The following is a 15,640-nucleotide window of genomic DNA, read 5'->3' as shown; positions in this document are numbered from 1 at the left end:
ATGTCCAGCGGACCTTTTATGATGTGGTTATATCTCGAAAATGGTTTCGCTTACATCGTTCATTTTACATTGCAGGAGACTGCTATAGATTGCATGATCTGGCTGTTTGTTTGCATGATATGGCTAGGATACGAAGAGAGAGGGGAAGCGGCCGAATGCTCGCTCAAATGGAGTTTCTGTTTCAAGCTACGAGACCGGCGCTTTCCTATATGCCGATGCACGACCATACGTGCTACGAGCTTGTCTATTATCGGTCGGGGAAGGGCGTTACGCGCTTCAACGGTCAGGGCTATAGCTATAAACCGGGCACGTATGCGATTGTCGCGGCGGGCACGCTGCATGACGAGCGGCGCACGGAGGATACGGATGTCCTATTCGTTGGCTTTCGCCTGCTGCGGAAGGAGGCGCAGCTAACGGAAGGGCTGTATGAGGATCAGCCTGCTTCACCGATTTTGCCGCTTCTGCTTAGCATGGTTTCGGAAATGCAGGAGCAGCGGGCCTATTACGCCGACCAGCTGAATGCGTACGTCAGCTCCATCGTCATCGCGCATTTGCGCACTGCGGATAGCGGCGTGTCGGGAGGGTCAGTCGATCATTTGCTGTACGCGCGCACCTTTATCGACGAGAACTGCAACCAGAAGATTACGATCGAGGAATTGGCGGAAATGGTCGGCTACAGCTACCATCATTTCCGGCATCTGTTCAAGAAGAAATTCGGGCTGTCGCCGATTGCCTATCTGCTCCTTAAGCGCATCCAAAGAGCCGAGCACTTGCTCCTTCATACCTCGCTTCCCGTCACCTCGATCGCCATGGACTGCGGCTTCTCGAACGACGCCCAGTTCTGCACGCTGTTCAAACGGGAGAAGGGCGAGTCTCCCCGCGCCTTCCGCCTGAACCGCAGCCGCCGTCAAGAAGACGCTGCTCCGCTGTCTCAGCCGCAAACTCGGCCGTTGATATAATACGCGGACTCCTTATAGACCTTGAACGCGACCTCAACCTCGGCCACGCCGGCCCCGTTCAAATGTGCCGTCACTGCGCGGGCAAGCTCGTCTTGCACGGCTTGTCCCCTGTCGAACCAGGCGATTTCCACGAACGGATAGGTCGGCGCGGTTCCGCCGCCGAAAACGGATACCGTCTGCAGCGCATCGATCGTGAAATTGTCCGTTCCGCAGCTGCAGATCCGGGCCATGTCCTCAATCAATTGTCCGCTTACCTTCGCCAATACGGATGTTTCAACGCCTCTTACGCTTAATTGGGGCATAGATGCATACAAACCTCGCTTTACTCGTATTCGTACAATTGCTCTTCTTCGGCAACGCTCTGCAAATCTTGGCCGGATATCGTGATGATCCGGTAATCCGGCGTAATCTCGGCATGCTGCCTGGCCAGCTCCAGCAAGTACCGCGGCGAACCGTCCTGCTCCTCATCGTAAATCAGAATGAGGCCTTCGGAATTATCGAGCAGAAACCGGTCTCTCGCTTTGAACTGCCAGGGACCGGCATATTTTTGCTTGGAGATGGCATTCACGTAATCGGCGCGGGCCGCGATCTCGGCGTAGGTCGTCTTCTTCTGCTCGTTCCAGTTCTCTTCCTGATCGAGAAAAGGGGTAATAATCGCCAGACGCAAGCTTTCATAGCTGGCCTTCAGCTCGATCGTCACCTCCGCCGCCCACAGCTCCACGCCCCAGCCGCCGCTCACGATCACCCACTCCAGCCCGTCTTCGGCAAGCGCCGAAATCTGTTTCCGGAGCGCTTTCTTAATAATGGCGATTCCGGGATGCTTCGCCGAGAAGATGCCCAGCTCGGTCGCCCGGTAACCGGAAATCAATACTTGCTTCATCAAGATAGGCTCCTTGTGTGCTTTCTATTCCATCCCTTTCGGGTAATGCTCCTCCGGTTCGTGAATGACCGTCCCGTCATCGAGCAGAAGCTCCGTCGTAAAGTCCCGCTCGCCCTTACGCAGCCTGATGACGCGCGCGCCGCGGGGAAAGCCCTCGCGGCCGTAGGTTTGATAGCCGCTCGCACGGCCGTAGCACAGCTTGATGCCATGCAGCCCGCCCCAATAGTCGTTCACATGATCATGCCCGCAGAACGTGCCGGCGACATCGCCCATCTCCTGCATCGCGGCAAACAACCCTGAATTGATCGGCGGACTGGCGACGCCTTCGTGCTTGCTGCCGTAGCAAAGCTCCTTGCGCCACACCTCTTCGTATTCCGGCAGCGGAATATGAAAAAACGCCAGCGACGGCAGCGGTTCCCCGCCATTGGCAGCCTTCAGCGCCTTCGCTTGGACCGAATACCAATCGATCTGATCACGCCCGATCCATGCGTAACCTTCGATGTGCGGAAGCTCGGAATAGCTGCCGCTGTCGAAAAGATAGAGCGCATGAAGCGGCTTATCGCCGCCGTGCTCCCTCACGAGCAGCACGCAATTGCCGGCGCCGCTGAGTTCCTTCGGCCCCGCTTCGGCCACGCAGTTCTTATGCTCCAGCTGCACGTCCATCAGCTCTTCCCGGGTAATGAGCCGCTCGGTATCATGGTTGCCGAATACGGCTGCCCAGGGGATGCCCCGCATATCGACGGTCCGCACGGCGTCGCGGAACGACAGCTTCGGGTCGATGCAATCGTTGCTGTAAATGACGTCACCTGTGAAAATGACCAAATCGGGAGATGCTTGTTCGAGTACCCGCTCCATCAGCAACCGGGTGAGAACGTCGTCCGGTTCCCCGTTTTGCCAATGCAGATCGGTAAACTGCACGATGGTGAACGTGCCGTCCTCGCGGTAATGCAATTTGTTGTTCATCGAATCTCATCTCCCATGCCTGTTTGCTATAGCGACTCGCTGCCCGCTTCGACGCCAAGAACGCCTTCTATCGAGGCCAGCGCTACGATCACTTCCTCGAAACGCTTCTTAAAACTGAGCTTGATCTGCATCCGGACAATGAGCGTATCCGCCGAATCGCCGTGCGCTTCTTCTTCGTTCTCGACGACGATCTTGCTGATACGGACGCCGAAGTGATGGAGCTCGGTGACAACCTTGTTGAGGCTCGCAGAATCCTTCGTTATTTTCAAAATCACATCCTGTTTGCGCTTCGCCCGCGAAAATTTCTTCTCGAACTTGTTCAGGAAGAACAAGCTGACGACAACCAGGAGCGTTAGCACCGCCGCTCCGTAATAGAAGCCCGCCCCGACCGTAAGTCCGATCGCGGCGACGACCCACAGCGAAGCCGCCGTCGTTAGGCCGGATACGGTAAAGCCCGTTCGCAGAATCGTTCCGGCGCCGAGAAATCCGATGCCGCTTATGACCTGCGCCGCTAAACGCGCCGGGTCGAGCCGAACGTTCGGATCAGAAGCGAATTCGGAGAAGCCGTACATCGACAGCAATACGATGGCAGCCGAGCCCAAGCAAACGAGAATATGCGTCCTGAACCCCGCTGAATGTCCGCCAAGCTCGCGTTCGACGCCGATTAAGCCGCCCAGAACGAGCGCAAGCACGAGCCGGATCGTAAGCTCCAGATAACTGATTTCCCAAATGCTGGGGTCATATACTTGTGCAACTGTTTCTCCCATAAGCGTCAATCCTTCTTTTGTGCATGTATTAGGATGAAGGGGCTGCCTCCGCTCAAGGCCGCAATTGCCCTCTTTGTTTATCTATACGCCTAACTGTCCGGGAATGACTGTCATCATAAAAACTAAATGTTAAAGCAAAACCCGACTTTCGCCGGGCTGTACTGCATGTAGCGGCGGGGAGAGCACATCCTGCACGTTTAAGAAGCTATACCCGCTTCAGCTGCGCTTCGAACCAATCCCATCCAGTTCCGACATGCTCAGGACGATGCGCGTCGGAGCCGTAAACGAGCTCGATGCCCTCAGCGGCGCAGGCTTGCATGAACCACTCCGGCACATAAGGCTTGCCGCAGCTCGGCACGCGAAGTCCCGCCGTGTTGACGTCAATGCCGATGCCTCCCTGTTTCAGCTTCGGCAATATCCCGGTCAGCCTGCTCCGGATTTGAGCCTCATCGATCGGCGGGAGCTTAAGCGCGAATTTCTCGATCAGATTAATGTGTCCGATCCTTTTGCGCATCGGCAGCTTTGCGGCAAACGCGATCGCCGACTCTACATGGTCATAATATTCGTCCACGACCTTCTCCATCGAGCCGTAGTAGCTCAGCAGATTGGCCGCGAAATCGTCCGCCGTAAAATCAACGCAGTACATGCTGCCGCCCTTGCCCGGCAAGTAATGAACCGAATAGACGACATCCTCCAGCTGCCGCTCGTATTGCTCGACGATCGCTTCCGTAAAAGGCAGCGCGCCTTGCAAATAATCAAGCTCCAGGCCGACGGCGATCTCGATTCGGCCTTCATACTGCCGCTTGATTGACTGCGCATACGCCATGTACGCGGGAAGCTCCTCGCTTGGCATCGCAAGCTCATGCATGAGCTTGGGGTCCTGCACCCATCCTGCCGGAAGCGGCGGATGCTCGCTGATCGTATACCGCGTGAAGCCGAGCTCGATGGCACGGTCCACGTACTGCTCCGACGGTGCATCATTGCCGTGATAGCAAAATTTCGTATGGGTGTGTCCGTCCCATTTTAAGTTGGCTGACATGTGTTTTTCTCATCTCCTGCCCTCGTTGATTCCTTCCTGATGGCAATATGTCCCTTCTCAGTATATCATCCCCGGAAAAGCCTTCAATACCTGCGTTTTTCACCCGAATCCTTTTCTTCCAACAAACATCATTTCTGTTATAATGGATTCTGTTCATTTGGGATAATCTAAAAGAAAACCTTGGCAATTCGAGCATTTTTCACCTCACAGGAAGAAGAGAGGAAACACGTGTATGATCAGCCGATTTAAACGACTATTAATCGGGCGGCCGATGAAAAGCGCGGAATTGGAAGGAGAGAAGCTGAGCAAGCTCAAAGCGCTTGCCGTCTTGTCGTCCGACGCGTTATCGTCAGTCGCCTATGGCACGGAGCAGATTTTGCTTGTCCTCATGGCTGCCGGGTTTGCCGCGGTTTGGTACTCCATCCCGATCTCCATCGCAGTTCTTGGACTATTATTAATCCTCATTGTTTCGTATCGTCAAACCATCTTCACTTATCCGAAAGGCGGCGGCGCCTACGTCGTGGCCAAAGATAATTTGGGCGTTTCCACGGGGTTGCTGGCCGGCGGCTCCCTGCTGGTCGATTATATCTTGACGGTAGCCGTAAGCTCCTCGGCGGGAACCGATGCGATCACGTCGGCGTTCCCGTCGCTGCATGACCATCGCGTCGCGATCGCCTTAATCATGATCCTCTTTCTTACGGTTATGAACTTGCGGGGGATCGGGGAATCGGCTTCCGTTCTAGCCTATCCCGTTTATTTGTTCGTTGCCGCCGTCTTCGTCTTGATTATCGGAGGCGTGATCAAAGTCATGACGGTCGGCATTCACGCCGATGTGCCGGAAATTGGCGCGGCCGTCTCCAACATCAGCTTGTTCATGCTGCTGAAGGCGTTCAGCTCCGGCTGTTCGGCGTTGACCGGCGTTGAAGCGGTATCGAACGCGATTCCGAACTTCAAGCAGCCTGCCGAGCGCAACGCGGCGAAGACGCTGATTATGATGGGGACGATTCTCGGCTCCATGTTTATCGGCATCAGTTTGTTGGCGTATTGGTACGGCATCGCGCCGAGCGAAACGGAAACCGTCGTATCCCAAATCGCAAATGCAACGTTCGGCCGCGGCGTCATCTATTACGCGATTCAGGGCGTTACCGCCTTGATTCTGTTCCTGGCCGCGAATACCGCATACTCCGCGTTTCCGCTGCTCGCGTTCATGCTCGCGAAGGACAAGTACATGCCGCATGCGTTCATGGTACGCGGCGACCGGCTCGGCTTCTCGAACGGCATTATTTTTCTGGGTGTCCTGTCGGCGCTGCTTGTCGTGCTGTTCCACGGCGATACCGAGAACTTGATCCCGCTCTACGCGGTCGGCGTATTCATCCCGTTCACGCTGTCGCAGCTTGGCATGATGGTGCGTTGGATTAAATTGAAGCCCGCTAAATGGGTCTTCGGCCTAATCGTAAATACGATCGGCATGCTGACGACGCTGATCATTACCTTGATCTTTATTTTCACGAAGTTTAGCCAGGTATGGATGGTGTTCATTTTCCTCCCGCTCGTTATTTACGGCTTCTTCAAAATCAACCGCCACTATAAGAACACAGCCGACGAGCTGCGCATCGACATCGACGAGGAGAAGCCGGCCATTAAAGGCAGCACCATCGTGGTGCCGGTGGCAAGCATCACGAAGGTAGTCCTGCAATCGATCAGCTATGCCAAATCGCTGACGGATAACGTGGTCGCCGTGTATGTCGGCTTCGACGAGGAAGAGATCGAGCGGCTCGAGAAGAAGTGGGAGGAGTGGAATCCAGGCGTGCGGCTGATCGTCCTGCGCTCCAGCTACCGCAGCGTCATCCGCCCGCTCGTTCGCTTCATCGAAACGGTGGAGTGGAAGACGCAGGAGACGGATCACATCACCGTGTTGATCCCGCAGTTCATTACGAAGTATTGGTGGCATAATATTTTGCACAACCAAACCAGTCTGCTGCTTCGCGCGTACCTGTTCACGCAGAAAGACGTCGTGATTGCGACCGTGCCTTACCGGCTGCACCGGTAAGCCGGTATTGGAAAGAGAGCTGTCCTTGCCCTATGGGCGGGACGGCTCTTTTTGTTGGGACGGCGGCCGAGCGTCGGTTGTGCCGACACTCGGTATCCAGCAAAAAAACCGACTCCGCCGGCAGCGGGTCGGTTTGACGGTTATCGCGGTTAACGCAGCATCTAGCGACGCTCATGCATGGCTAGCCATGGCAGACTCTCGGGGCCGACGTACGCGGCTGTCGGGCGGATCAAGCGGTTATTTTGCCGCTGCTCCATGACATGCGCCGTCCAGCCCGTTATGCGGGAGACGACGAAAATCGGCGTGAACATCGACGTCGGAATTCCCAAGAAATGATAGGCGGACGCGCTGTAGAAATCGAGATTCGGGAACAAGTTCTTCTCCTGCCTCATCACGTGCTCCACCGCCTCCGAGACGGGGTAGAGATGGCTGTCCTCCGCCCATAACGAGAGCGTTTCCGACCATTTCTTAATGATGTCCGATCGCGGATCGGAAACGGTATACACCCGATGGCCAAAACCCATGATAAGCTGCTTCGCCGCCAGCCTGGCGCGCGTTGCTGCCGCCGCTTCCTCCGGCGTGTCGAATTGGGTGATCAGCTCCATCACCGCCTCGTTCGCGCCGCCGTGCAAATTCCCCCGCAGCGTACCGATGCCCGTCGCGATGCTGGAGTAATAGTTGGACAGCGTCGAAGCCGTCACGCGCGCGGCGAAGGTCGAGGCATTAAATTCATGCTCGGCATACAGGATCAGCGAAATGTCGAACACCCTTACAGCGATATGCTCGGCATGCCTCCCGTGAAGCAGGTACAGAAAATGGCCCGCAACCGTGTAATTGTCCATGTCAAAAGCATCCTCAGCCGCCGATTCGCTTGAGCCGGATGCAGCATCAGCCGTCGCATCGGCCTGGGGATCCGCCCCGTCATCCGTATCTGCCTTGAGCAGCTCAGGCTCAGCCCCGGGCGTTTCCTCTGCCTCCCCTTGTCTGTGATAATGGTACCAATGCAGCAGCATCGGTCCTGTCGCAGCGAGGAGCCGATCGGCAATATCGGCCGCGGTCCGTGATTCCGTCTCCGGCTCCATCGTCCCGAGCGCGGTGCAGCCCACCTGCAGCACTTCCATCGGATGCGCATCCGCCGGCAGCAGCTCCAGGATGCGCCGCAGCGGCTCAGGCAGACTGCTCGCTGCCGCCAGCTTGCGCCTGTAGGCCGCAAGCTCGTCGACATTCGGCAGCTTGCCGCGAATGAGCAGATAGGCCGTTTCCTCGAAGCTTCCGTGCTCCGCCAAATCCTCGATGGCGTATCCGCGATACGTCAGGCCGAGCCCGTTTTTCCCTACCGTGCTGATTGCCGTTTCACCGGCTTCAATACCGGCCAATCCGCCGGGCTTCTTCACGGTCATCCCCCATTTCCCCTATGGATTCCGCGCAGCGCGGCATCATTTCGCCTGACCCGCTTCCGCGCTTCACAACGTTCAACCGCCACGCATCAGCTCCCCGGAAATGACCATCCGGTGAATCTCGTTCGTCCCCTCGTAGATTTGCGTCACCTTCGCGTCCCGGAACAGCCGTTCCGCATGCTGCTCATCCGCAAGACCGCTGCTGCCGCACCATTGCAGCGCCTTCGTCGCCGCGCTCATGGCCGTATCGCTGGCGAACATTTTGGCCATCGACGCCTCCTTCGTGCATCGCAGCCCGCTCTGGTGCATATCCGCGGCCCGATACACGAGCAGCGAGGCGGCTTCCACCTGAGCCGCAAGCTCCCGGTACTCCGCTGCGACCCTGCTCCGCTCCCGCGCCGGCAGCGCGCGAAGCTGCTGCTCGCCAAGCTCAAGCGCCGCTCCCGCAATGCCGAGCGCTTGCGCGCCGATGCCGATCCGACCGCCATTCAGCGCCGACTTCGCGATCGCAAAACCTTGCCCTTCCTCGCCAAGCCGCCGCGAAGCCGGAACGATCGCATCCTCCAGGATCAGCTCGCAGGTATTGGAGCCGTGCAGCCCCATTTTCCGCTCCTTCTTGCCGACCCGGAAACCGGGCGTATCCTTCTCCACGAGAAAAGCCGTAATGCCGCCGGCATCGCCTCTCTGCCCTTGAACCGACGCAAAAAGCAGATATTGGTCCGCTTCGCCGGCATTCGTAATAAACACCTTCGTGCCGTTCAGCACATAGGTGCTATCGTCGGCGGCACGAACGGCCGATGTCCGAATGGTCGAAGCATCGGACCCGGCATGCGGCTCCGTGAGCGCGAATGCGCCCAGCCACTCGCCGGAGGCGAACCTCGGCAAGCAGCGCCGCTTCTGCTCCTCCGTCCCGTGGTACAACACGGGCAGCGAACCGACGGAAGTATGCACGGACAAAATAACCCCGACCGCCGCGCTCACCCGCGATATTTCTTCGATGGTGAGTATATACGAGGACAATTCAAGCCCGCTTCCGCCCCACTCCGCCGGAATCGGCAGCCCCATCAGCCCTCTTGCCCCCATTTCCTTCACCAGCGCCCGCGGGAACCGGTCATGCTCCTCCATACCGGGAACGGCGGATGCAACCTCCGTACGGGAGAAATCGCGAACCTTGGCACGCAGCCGCTCCTGTTCCTCCGTAAAACGCAGCTTCATCGCGCGGGTCAACCCCCTTCGTACACATAGAAGCCGCGGCCGCTCTTGCGTCCCAGCCAGCCGGCGGACACGTAATTGCGCAGAAGCGGACAAGGCCGGTATTTGGAGTCGCTGAAGCCGTCATGCAGCGTTTCCATAATAGCGAGGCAGGTGTCGAGCCCGATCAGGTCAGCCAACGCGAGCGGACCCATCGGGTGATTCATGCCCAGCTTCATGACGCCGTCGACGGCCTCGACCGAGGCAACCCCCTCATACACGGCATAAACGGCCTCGTTAATCATCGGCATCAAGATGCGGTTGGAGACAAAGCCCGGAAAATCCCTTACCTCCAGCGGCGTTTTTCCCATCCGCTCCGCCAGCTTCGCGACGGAGGCGTAAACCTCATCCGAGGTGCGTAGACCTCGGATGATTTCGACCAGCTTCATGACCGGAACCGGATTCATAAAATGCATCCCGATGACCTGCTCCGGCCGCCGAGTCACCGCCGCCAATTCCGTGATCGACAGCGAGGACGTGTTACTGCCGAAGACAGCGCCGCTTCCGCAAATGCCGTCTAACGAGACGAACAACGCTTTCTTCACCGGCATGCTCTCTGTCACCGCTTCGATTACAAGATCCGCGCCAGCCGCAGCCTCCAAGCTATCGACCGGCGAAATGCGGCCAAGCGTATGCGCAGCCTGCTCCTCCGTTAAGCGTCCCTTCGCCACGCTGCCGGAGAGCTGCTTGCCGATCAGCGCCAGCGCCCGCTCTATACGCTGGGCTTCCGCATCATGCAGCAGCACCTGGCAGCCGGCTTGCGCCGCGACAATCGCGATGCCGCTGCCCATTTGGCCTGCTCCGACGACAGACACCCGATTCATCTCCATGTGTGAACCCGCCTTCCTTGAGCTTGAGCTAGAGCTGCGACCGAGCCGAGGCAGAGGCCGACGCTTTTGCTAATGCTCGAAAACAGCCTCAGTCTCAACCTCCGTTGCCGTCAACGCGAATCAGCACGGCATCCCCTTGCCCGCCGCCGCTGCAAATTGCCGCCACGCCAAGCCCGCCGCCACGCCGCTTAAGACCATTGATGAGCGTCAATACGATGCGCGCGCCGCTTGCGCCAACCGGATGGCCAAGCGCAATGGCGCCGCCGTGCACATTGACTTTGTCCGCGTCCCATCCGGCCAGCTTGCCGCAGGCGAGCACGACGACCGCGAACGCTTCGTTGATTTCAAAGCGGTCCACCGCCGCCAGATCGAGCCCTTGCTGCCGGAGCAGCTTCTGCACCGCGAACGCGGGCGCGATGGGGTAATTGCGCGGCTCCACGCTGACGGAGGCATGGCCGAGAAGCACCGCCTGCGCAGCATAGCCTTCCCGCAGCGCCTTCGCCTTCGAGGCGACAACGAGCGCAGCAGCTCCGTCGTTAAGACCGGGCGCATTGCCCGCCGTGATCGTGCCGCTGCTCCCCGCCGCGAATACCGGCTTCAGCGCAGCAAGCTTTGCGGCGCTCGTATCCCCGCGCGGCGCTTCGTCTTTATCGAAAGCGAAAACGTGGCTCTTCGCCGGAGCCGCGCCTTGAAGCGGTACCGGAATGATCTCCGCATCGAAGTAGCCCTGCATGCTGCTCTGCACGGCGCGTTCATGGCTCCGCAGCGCCCATTCGTCCTGCTCCTGGCGGCTGATGCCATGCTCGGCGGCGATGCTGTCCGCATAATCGCCCATATGCGTATCCGCGGCGAAAGCGCATGTTAAGCCGTCGCGCAGCAGCAAATCCGACGCCCGGCCGTCGCCAAGGCGCAAGCCGAAACGCGCCTCGCCGAGCGCGTACGGAACCTGGCTCATGCTCTCCATGCCGCCTGCGACAATCAGCTCCGCGTCGCCGGCGGCAATGATTTGCGAAGCCATCGTCAGCGCGCGCATGCCCGATGCGCACACCTTATTGATCGTTTCGGCAGGCACCTCGTTTCCGATGCCGGCATGCAGCGACGCTTGCCGGGCCGGATTTTGGCCCGCTCCGGCTTGGACGGCCATGCCCATAATGACCTCGTCCACCGCTTGCGGCGGAATGCCGCCGCGCCCAAGCGCCCCTTCAATCGCGATGCCGCCAAGCTGGACGGCCCGCATCCCCTTCAGCGCGCCGCCGAACTTGCCGAAGGCTGTACGGGCACCGCCCGCAATGACGAGCTCAGCCATGGCCTCTCCCCCTTCTCGGCGGCAAACTCGGGGCCAAGTCCAGCCCTTTGAAAATTTGTACCGCCTTAGCGTCCCTCATATACCGTTCCACCGGATACTCCTTCATGTAGCCGTAGCCGCCATAGACTTGAACCGCTTGAATCGTCGCCTTCATCGCCGCATCCGCCGCAAAGCTAAGCGCCAGCGCGGCCTTGCCGCCGTCGTCCCCTGCAAGCCCTTCGTCCTCCTGCCAGGCCGCCTGGTAAACGAGCAGCCTCGAGGCGTCGCATGCGGTACGCATATCGGCCAGCATGAAAGCTACCGCCTGATGCTTCGCAATCGGCTTGCCGAATTGCGAACGTTCCTTAGCGTAGCCGAGCGCAGCTTCGGCCGCGCCTCCGGCGATGCCTGCGGCAACGGCAGCGAGTCCATAGCGCACGCTGGCCGACGCGCGTCCCGCAATCGCGCCGCCTTGGCCGTCTCGGCCGATCCGCTGCCGCTTCGGCACGCGGCAGTCCGTGAACTTCAGATGCGCCATCCCAACGGAGCGAAGTCCCAGCTTCCGCGTGACAGGCGTGATCGCCAAGCCGGGAAGGTCCTTGTCAATGATAAAAGCGCTATAGCGCTTTCGCCTGCCGCCCGCACTCTCCCCTGTCGCCGCGTAGATGACGAAGAAGTCGGCGGTCGTGCCGCCGAGGACATATTTTTGCAGCCCGTTTAGCACGTAGCATTCGTCTTCTGCCTGCACCTGCGCCGTAACGCCGATGCGCAGCGAAGACCCCGCATTCACCAACGTGCCCGGGAGCATGCCTGTGCCAATGCTTAAACCATCCGTGAGCATGCGCAAATAGTTCCGCTTCAGCTCCGCGCTTCCGAACCGGTGAAGCGGCCAAGCCGCCAGAAAAACATGCGCCCACAATGCCGCCCCAAGCGATGCGCTCACCTTGGACAGCTCCTCGAGCACAAGAACGAAGCTAAGAAATCCTCCCCCGGCGCCGCCATCCTCCTCGGGCCAGGGCAATGCCGTAAAGCCAAGCTGCGCCATCGCGTCAAACGAACGCCTGTCGAATAATTCGGCCTCATCCAGTCCGCCAGCCGCCCTTGCCACCTCATGCTCCGCAAACCGTGCCGCCATCTCGCGAATCATCACTTGCTCATCCGTCAGCCCGAATTTCACTTCGCACGCTCCCCCTTCTTGAACCAGACAGAAGCGTTCCCTGCTATATGGCGCTTAGTACATCTTATTTTCGCGGACGGCGATTCATGATAGAGTGGAGGCATGGCTAGGGATTGGGACAACTTTCGAAAATGGAGCTGATCGAAGCATGAGCTGTGAAACCGATTTCGATAATCAGGCGAGGGACGAGTTTCTGGCGGAGGTTTATCCGAAAGCGTATGCGGCGGTGAAGACGGGGGATGTTGAGGGGCTCCGGCAGCTGTTGCGAGCGTATCCCGAATTGGCGAATGCCAGATCGAAGCAAGGCAGAACGCTGCTGAACCATCTATGCGACTGGCCCGGGCATTACCCGAATCAGCTCGAGACCGGAAGAGCGCTGCTGAATGCGGATGCGGACGTCAATGCGAGAGCCATCGATCCGGCTCTGGGCGAAACGCCGCTGCAGTGGACGGCCAGCAACGACGACGTCGAGATGGCGGATTTACTGCTGGATGCCGGCACGCCGATCGACGGCCTGAACGATGACCGCAGACCGCTTGCGCAAGCGCTTTGGTACGGCTGCACGAATGTCGCAAAGCTGCTCGTTCGCCGGGGAGCCGCGCTGGATCTGGAGCTTGCCGCCGCGGTCGGCCGGGTAGACCTGCTCCCTTCGTTCTTCGGACCGGACGGGAAGCTGCTGCCAAGAGCCGGCATCCACCGGGAGCCGGTCAATACGACGACTCCGAGCCCGCCTGGGGAGCTGCTGCAACAGGCGCTTATTTACGCCGTAATCGGCGGCAGCTATGATTCCGCCGAGTATCTGCTGGACCGCGGCGCCGATGTGAACGGCTCGCCTTCCGGCTTCGATCATACGGGCGCTGCCCCGCTGCACTGGGCAGCGGCTGGCACGAATACAGCCATCATCAGGCTGCTGCTCGATCGCGGCGCCGAGCTGAATGCCAGAGACCGCCGGTATTGCGGCACGCCGCTCGGATGGGCGAATCATTTCCAGCGGACGGAGCACGAGGAGCTGCTCCGCAGCCTAGGCGGTGTCTAGCAGCCAAGCAAAAAAGAAGGCCGAAGTGTCAATCATCGCCAACGCGAGAGCGCGGGTGGACATCCTTCGGCCTTCTCTATTATTTGGGCGCTGTCATGCCCATTTTCTCCCACTCTTCCTTGGTAGGCCCGTATACGCCGGCAGTCGGCAGCCCCGCCTGGCGCATCAGCACGGTCAACTGACCGCGGTGGTGCACTTCATGCTTGACGAACATCAGCATCGTGAGACCGTTCTGCCAAGCTTCTCCAAACACGTTATGGCTCTCCAGCAGTTTCTCGTCGGACCACTGCGATGCCGCTTCGAGCAGCGCATCCGCTGTTTCGCGATAAGCAGCCGCGATCGCCGCCGCCGATTCCAGCGGTTCCGCGCTGGCAGGCGGCGCCTTAAAATCAAGCCCGATCCGCCTTAACATGCCGGCGTCGTTGTGTACCAAGTGCCAAGCCAGATGGCCAAGCGCGCGAAACCCAGGCGTACTGGCCGCCTTCAACGACTCGTCTGTCAGCAAATTCAACAGCTTCTCCGTATCCTGCGCCTCATCTCTGTAATCCTCAATAAAATCTTGAACGGTTCTAAACATCCGTTGCCGCCTCCTTAACTTGCTTTCGGTTTGTGCTTGCTACTTACTATAACGCAGGTTCGCTGACAACAGCATGTCAGTTAAAATCAGCTTTTATACGCGGCTTACGGCAAAGCAGCTAACTTCTTGCGCACCATGTTCAGCTAGGGCAGCAGTTTGACGAAAAAAACCGCTTCGGCGTCATCGCGAAGCGGTTCTATGTTTACTAGATTCATGATGCCTTGAAAGCGCCGAAGATTTGTGCTGAATCATCATCTTAAACAGCAAGGCTGAAAGCAGCAGCGCGCAGCCGTTCAGCACGAAGATATAATGAATCGGCATTATCCCGCCCAGCAAGCCGCCGATAATGGGCCCTGCCATCGTGGCCAGCTGCGAAGCGGATTGATTCAGGCTGAACGCTCTGCCGCGGAACTCAGGCTCGGTGTTCTGCACGATCATCGCGTTGATAGACGGATTCACGCCGGCGAAGAACAGGCCGTAGCCAAAGCGCAGCACGCCGAAGCCGACATAGCCCGTAACGAATATCTGCAGGACATTGCCGATGCCGCTGCCGATCAACCCGATCAGGAGCACCTTCTCGTAGCCGATTTTGCGGCCCCACTTGCCCCATCTCGGCGCCATGATGACCGTCGCGATGCCGACCGCGGAGAAGATAATGCCGGAGCTGAGCGAAGCGCTCTCCTTGGATATGCCCATCTTGAGCACATACACGGTAATGAGAGGCTCCAAAATCATCACCGAAAACGTGCTGACGGCCACGATCATGAGCAGCAGCGAAAACGACCGGTTGGCGAGCGCATGCTTCAAATCGTCCTTGACATGCGACCTTACCGCCTTGCGGTTGAAGTTCTTCTCTTTCGCGAAGAAGGTGGCGACCAGCGCGGCTATGAGTACAATGGCGCTCGAGAAGAGAAACGCCTCGCGGTTGCCGAAATAATGGCTGACCACCCCGCCGACGAGCGGCCCAAGAATGCTCCCGGTCGCACCGGCCGTCGACATGATGCCAAGCGCATATCCGGTCTTCTCCTCCGGCGTATTCGTGGCGACGAGCGCGATGGACGCCGGGACGAAGCCGGCGAGCAAGCCTTGAAAAACGCGAATGACCAGGAACCAATAGGGGTCATGGACAAAATAATTCAATAGATAAAGAGCGGCCAGGCTGAAGCCTGAGCGGATCAGCATTGGCTTGCGTCCGTATTTGTCGGCCAGCGAACCCCAGAATGGCGAGATGAGCGCGCTCGCCAGAAACGTGATGCCGAAGGCGATGCCCGACCATGCTTCAAGATGGTGCTCCACGTCCAGCTCCGTATTTAAATAGATCGGCAGAAATGGAATCGAGATAGAGTAGGCCATGCTGCAAAAGAAAACCCCGGTCCACAGTACGACTAAGTTCCGTTCCCATGAAAATTTCATATGCAGCCACATCCTG

At 58.7% G+C, this 15,640-nt stretch carries 15 protein-coding genes; 3 read left to right on the top strand and 12 right to left on the bottom strand.

Features of this window, described 5'->3' with window-relative positions; translation table 11 throughout:
* The first annotated feature begins 155 nt into the window (after positions 1 to 155).
* Positions 156 to 959, top strand: coding sequence for an AraC family transcriptional regulator (locus tag DL346_RS16320; RefSeq protein ID WP_165822534.1), 804 nt, complete (start codon positions 156 to 158; stop codon positions 957 to 959).
* Here DL346_RS16320 and DL346_RS16315 read toward each other — a convergent pair.
* The 5 genes from DL346_RS16315 to hisJ form a co-directional block, all read right to left on the bottom strand.
* A complete protein-coding gene (locus DL346_RS16315; RefSeq protein WP_112883226.1) occupies positions 932 to 1,261 on the bottom strand; it encodes a DUF1904 family protein in 330 nt (109 codons plus the stop codon). The two genes, DL346_RS16320 and DL346_RS16315, sit on opposite strands and share 28 nt — an antisense overlap.
* A 20-nt stretch (positions 1,262 to 1,281) precedes the next feature.
* Complete coding sequence (locus tag DL346_RS16310) at positions 1,282 to 1,842, bottom strand: SLOG family protein (protein WP_206098542.1); 561 nt, start codon at positions 1,840 to 1,842, stop codon at positions 1,282 to 1,284.
* Positions 1,843 to 1,863: 21 nt separating this feature from the next.
* On the bottom strand, positions 1,864 to 2,802 hold the full coding sequence (locus DL346_RS16305; RefSeq protein WP_112883224.1) for a metallophosphoesterase family protein: 939 nt from the start codon (positions 2,800 to 2,802) through the stop codon (positions 1,864 to 1,866).
* A 26-nt stretch (positions 2,803 to 2,828) separates the two neighbouring features.
* Positions 2,829 to 3,569, bottom strand: coding sequence for an MgtC/SapB family protein (locus tag DL346_RS16300; RefSeq protein ID WP_112883223.1), 741 nt, complete (start codon positions 3,567 to 3,569; stop codon positions 2,829 to 2,831).
* Between the two features lie 205 nt (positions 3,570 to 3,774).
* Positions 3,775 to 4,608 carry a histidinol-phosphatase HisJ gene (hisJ, locus tag DL346_RS16295; RefSeq protein ID WP_112883222.1) on the bottom strand — a complete coding sequence of 278 codons (834 nt, stop codon included), beginning with the start codon at positions 4,606 to 4,608 and terminating at the stop codon, positions 3,775 to 3,777.
* A gap of 232 nt (positions 4,609 to 4,840) precedes the next feature.
* On the opposite strand from hisJ, the gene DL346_RS16290 reads away from it, so the two are divergent.
* Positions 4,841 to 6,658 (top strand): APC family permease, encoded by a 1,818-nt coding sequence (locus DL346_RS16290; RefSeq protein WP_112883221.1) that lies wholly within the window; start codon positions 4,841 to 4,843, stop codon positions 6,656 to 6,658.
* Between the two features lie 161 nt (positions 6,659 to 6,819).
* On the opposite strand, the gene DL346_RS16285 is transcribed toward DL346_RS16290, so the two are convergent.
* The 5 genes from DL346_RS16285 to DL346_RS16265 all read right to left on the bottom strand — a co-directional run bounded on the left by DL346_RS16285 (position 6,820) and on the right by DL346_RS16265 (position 12,598).
* Positions 6,820 to 8,058 carry a citrate/2-methylcitrate synthase gene (locus tag DL346_RS16285; RefSeq protein WP_112883220.1) on the bottom strand — a complete coding sequence of 413 codons (1,239 nt, stop codon included), beginning with the start codon at positions 8,056 to 8,058 and terminating at the stop codon, positions 6,820 to 6,822.
* Positions 8,059 to 8,130: 72 nt separating this feature from the next.
* Positions 8,131 to 9,270: an acyl-CoA dehydrogenase family protein gene (locus tag DL346_RS16280; RefSeq protein ID WP_112883219.1), complete on the bottom strand. Its 1,140-nt coding sequence runs from the start codon at positions 9,268 to 9,270 to the stop codon at positions 8,131 to 8,133.
* An 8-nt stretch (positions 9,271 to 9,278) separates the two neighbouring features.
* Entirely contained in the window at positions 9,279 to 10,136 is an 858-nt protein-coding gene (locus DL346_RS16275) for a 3-hydroxybutyryl-CoA dehydrogenase (protein WP_112883218.1), read from the bottom strand.
* Positions 10,137 to 10,230: 94 nt separating this feature from the next.
* Positions 10,231 to 11,442 (bottom strand): acetyl-CoA C-acetyltransferase, encoded by a 1,212-nt coding sequence (locus tag DL346_RS16270; protein WP_112883217.1) that lies wholly within the window; start codon positions 11,440 to 11,442, stop codon positions 10,231 to 10,233.
* Positions 11,435 to 12,598, bottom strand: coding sequence for an acyl-CoA dehydrogenase family protein (locus tag DL346_RS16265; protein WP_112883216.1), 1,164 nt, complete (start codon positions 12,596 to 12,598; stop codon positions 11,435 to 11,437). Before DL346_RS16265 ends, DL346_RS16270 begins: the two co-directional genes overlap by 8 nt.
* Before the next feature lie 148 nt (positions 12,599 to 12,746).
* Between DL346_RS16265 and DL346_RS16260 the strand changes: the two genes are divergently transcribed.
* Positions 12,747 to 13,634 (top strand): ankyrin repeat domain-containing protein, encoded by an 888-nt coding sequence (locus DL346_RS16260; protein ID WP_112883215.1) that lies wholly within the window; start codon positions 12,747 to 12,749, stop codon positions 13,632 to 13,634.
* 79 nt (positions 13,635 to 13,713) lie between these two features.
* On the opposite strand, the gene DL346_RS16255 is transcribed toward DL346_RS16260, so the two are convergent.
* Positions 13,714 to 14,211 (bottom strand): DinB family protein, encoded by a 498-nt coding sequence (locus tag DL346_RS16255; protein WP_112883214.1) that lies wholly within the window; start codon positions 14,209 to 14,211, stop codon positions 13,714 to 13,716.
* Between the two features lie 180 nt (positions 14,212 to 14,391).
* Positions 14,392 to 15,624, bottom strand: coding sequence for an MFS transporter (locus DL346_RS16250; protein WP_112883213.1), 1,233 nt, complete (start codon positions 15,622 to 15,624; stop codon positions 14,392 to 14,394).
* Positions 15,625 to 15,640: the final 16 nt, after the last annotated feature.

Origin of the sequence: Paenibacillus montanisoli (genome assembly GCF_003268025.1) — a bacterium.
Lineage (GTDB): Bacteria > Bacillota > Bacilli > Paenibacillales > Paenibacillaceae > Paenibacillus_Z > Paenibacillus_Z montanisoli.
Note: the sequence above shows the minus strand (reverse complement) of the source record. Positions and strands in the feature narration are given on the sequence as shown.

What these genes read in the sequence shown, in the direction of transcription:
- hisJ (WP_112883222.1), bottom strand. Translation starts at nt 4,608, where the DNA reads ATGTCAGCCAACTTAAAATGGGACGGACACACCCATACGAAATTTTGC.
- DL346_RS16300 (WP_112883223.1), bottom strand. Translation starts at nt 3,569, where the DNA reads ATGGGAGAAACAGTTGCACAAGTATATGACCCCAGCATTTGGGAAATC.
- DL346_RS16320 (WP_165822534.1), top strand. Translation starts at nt 156, where the DNA reads ATGCTCGCTCAAATGGAGTTTCTGTTTCAAGCTACGAGACCGGCGCTT.
- DL346_RS16255 (WP_112883214.1), bottom strand. Translation starts at nt 14,211, where the DNA reads ATGTTTAGAACCGTTCAAGATTTTATTGAGGATTACAGAGATGAGGCG.
- DL346_RS16290 (WP_112883221.1), top strand. Translation starts at nt 4,841, where the DNA reads ATGATCAGCCGATTTAAACGACTATTAATCGGGCGGCCGATGAAAAGC.
- DL346_RS16280 (WP_112883219.1), bottom strand. Translation starts at nt 9,270, where the DNA reads ATGAAGCTGCGTTTTACGGAGGAACAGGAGCGGCTGCGTGCCAAGGTT.
- DL346_RS16285 (WP_112883220.1), bottom strand. Translation starts at nt 8,058, where the DNA reads ATGACCGTGAAGAAGCCCGGCGGATTGGCCGGTATTGAAGCCGGTGAA.
- DL346_RS16305 (WP_112883224.1), bottom strand. Translation starts at nt 2,802, where the DNA reads ATGAACAACAAATTGCATTACCGCGAGGACGGCACGTTCACCATCGTG.
- DL346_RS16315 (WP_112883226.1), bottom strand. Translation starts at nt 1,261, where the DNA reads ATGCCCCAATTAAGCGTAAGAGGCGTTGAAACATCCGTATTGGCGAAG.
- DL346_RS16270 (WP_112883217.1), bottom strand. Translation starts at nt 11,442, where the DNA reads ATGGCTGAGCTCGTCATTGCGGGCGGTGCCCGTACAGCCTTCGGCAAG.
- DL346_RS16250 (WP_112883213.1), bottom strand. Translation starts at nt 15,624, where the DNA reads ATGAAATTTTCATGGGAACGGAACTTAGTCGTACTGTGGACCGGGGTT.
- DL346_RS16275 (WP_112883218.1), bottom strand. Translation starts at nt 10,136, where the DNA reads ATGGAGATGAATCGGGTGTCTGTCGTCGGAGCAGGCCAAATGGGCAGC.
- DL346_RS16260 (WP_112883215.1), top strand. Translation starts at nt 12,747, where the DNA reads ATGAGCTGTGAAACCGATTTCGATAATCAGGCGAGGGACGAGTTTCTG.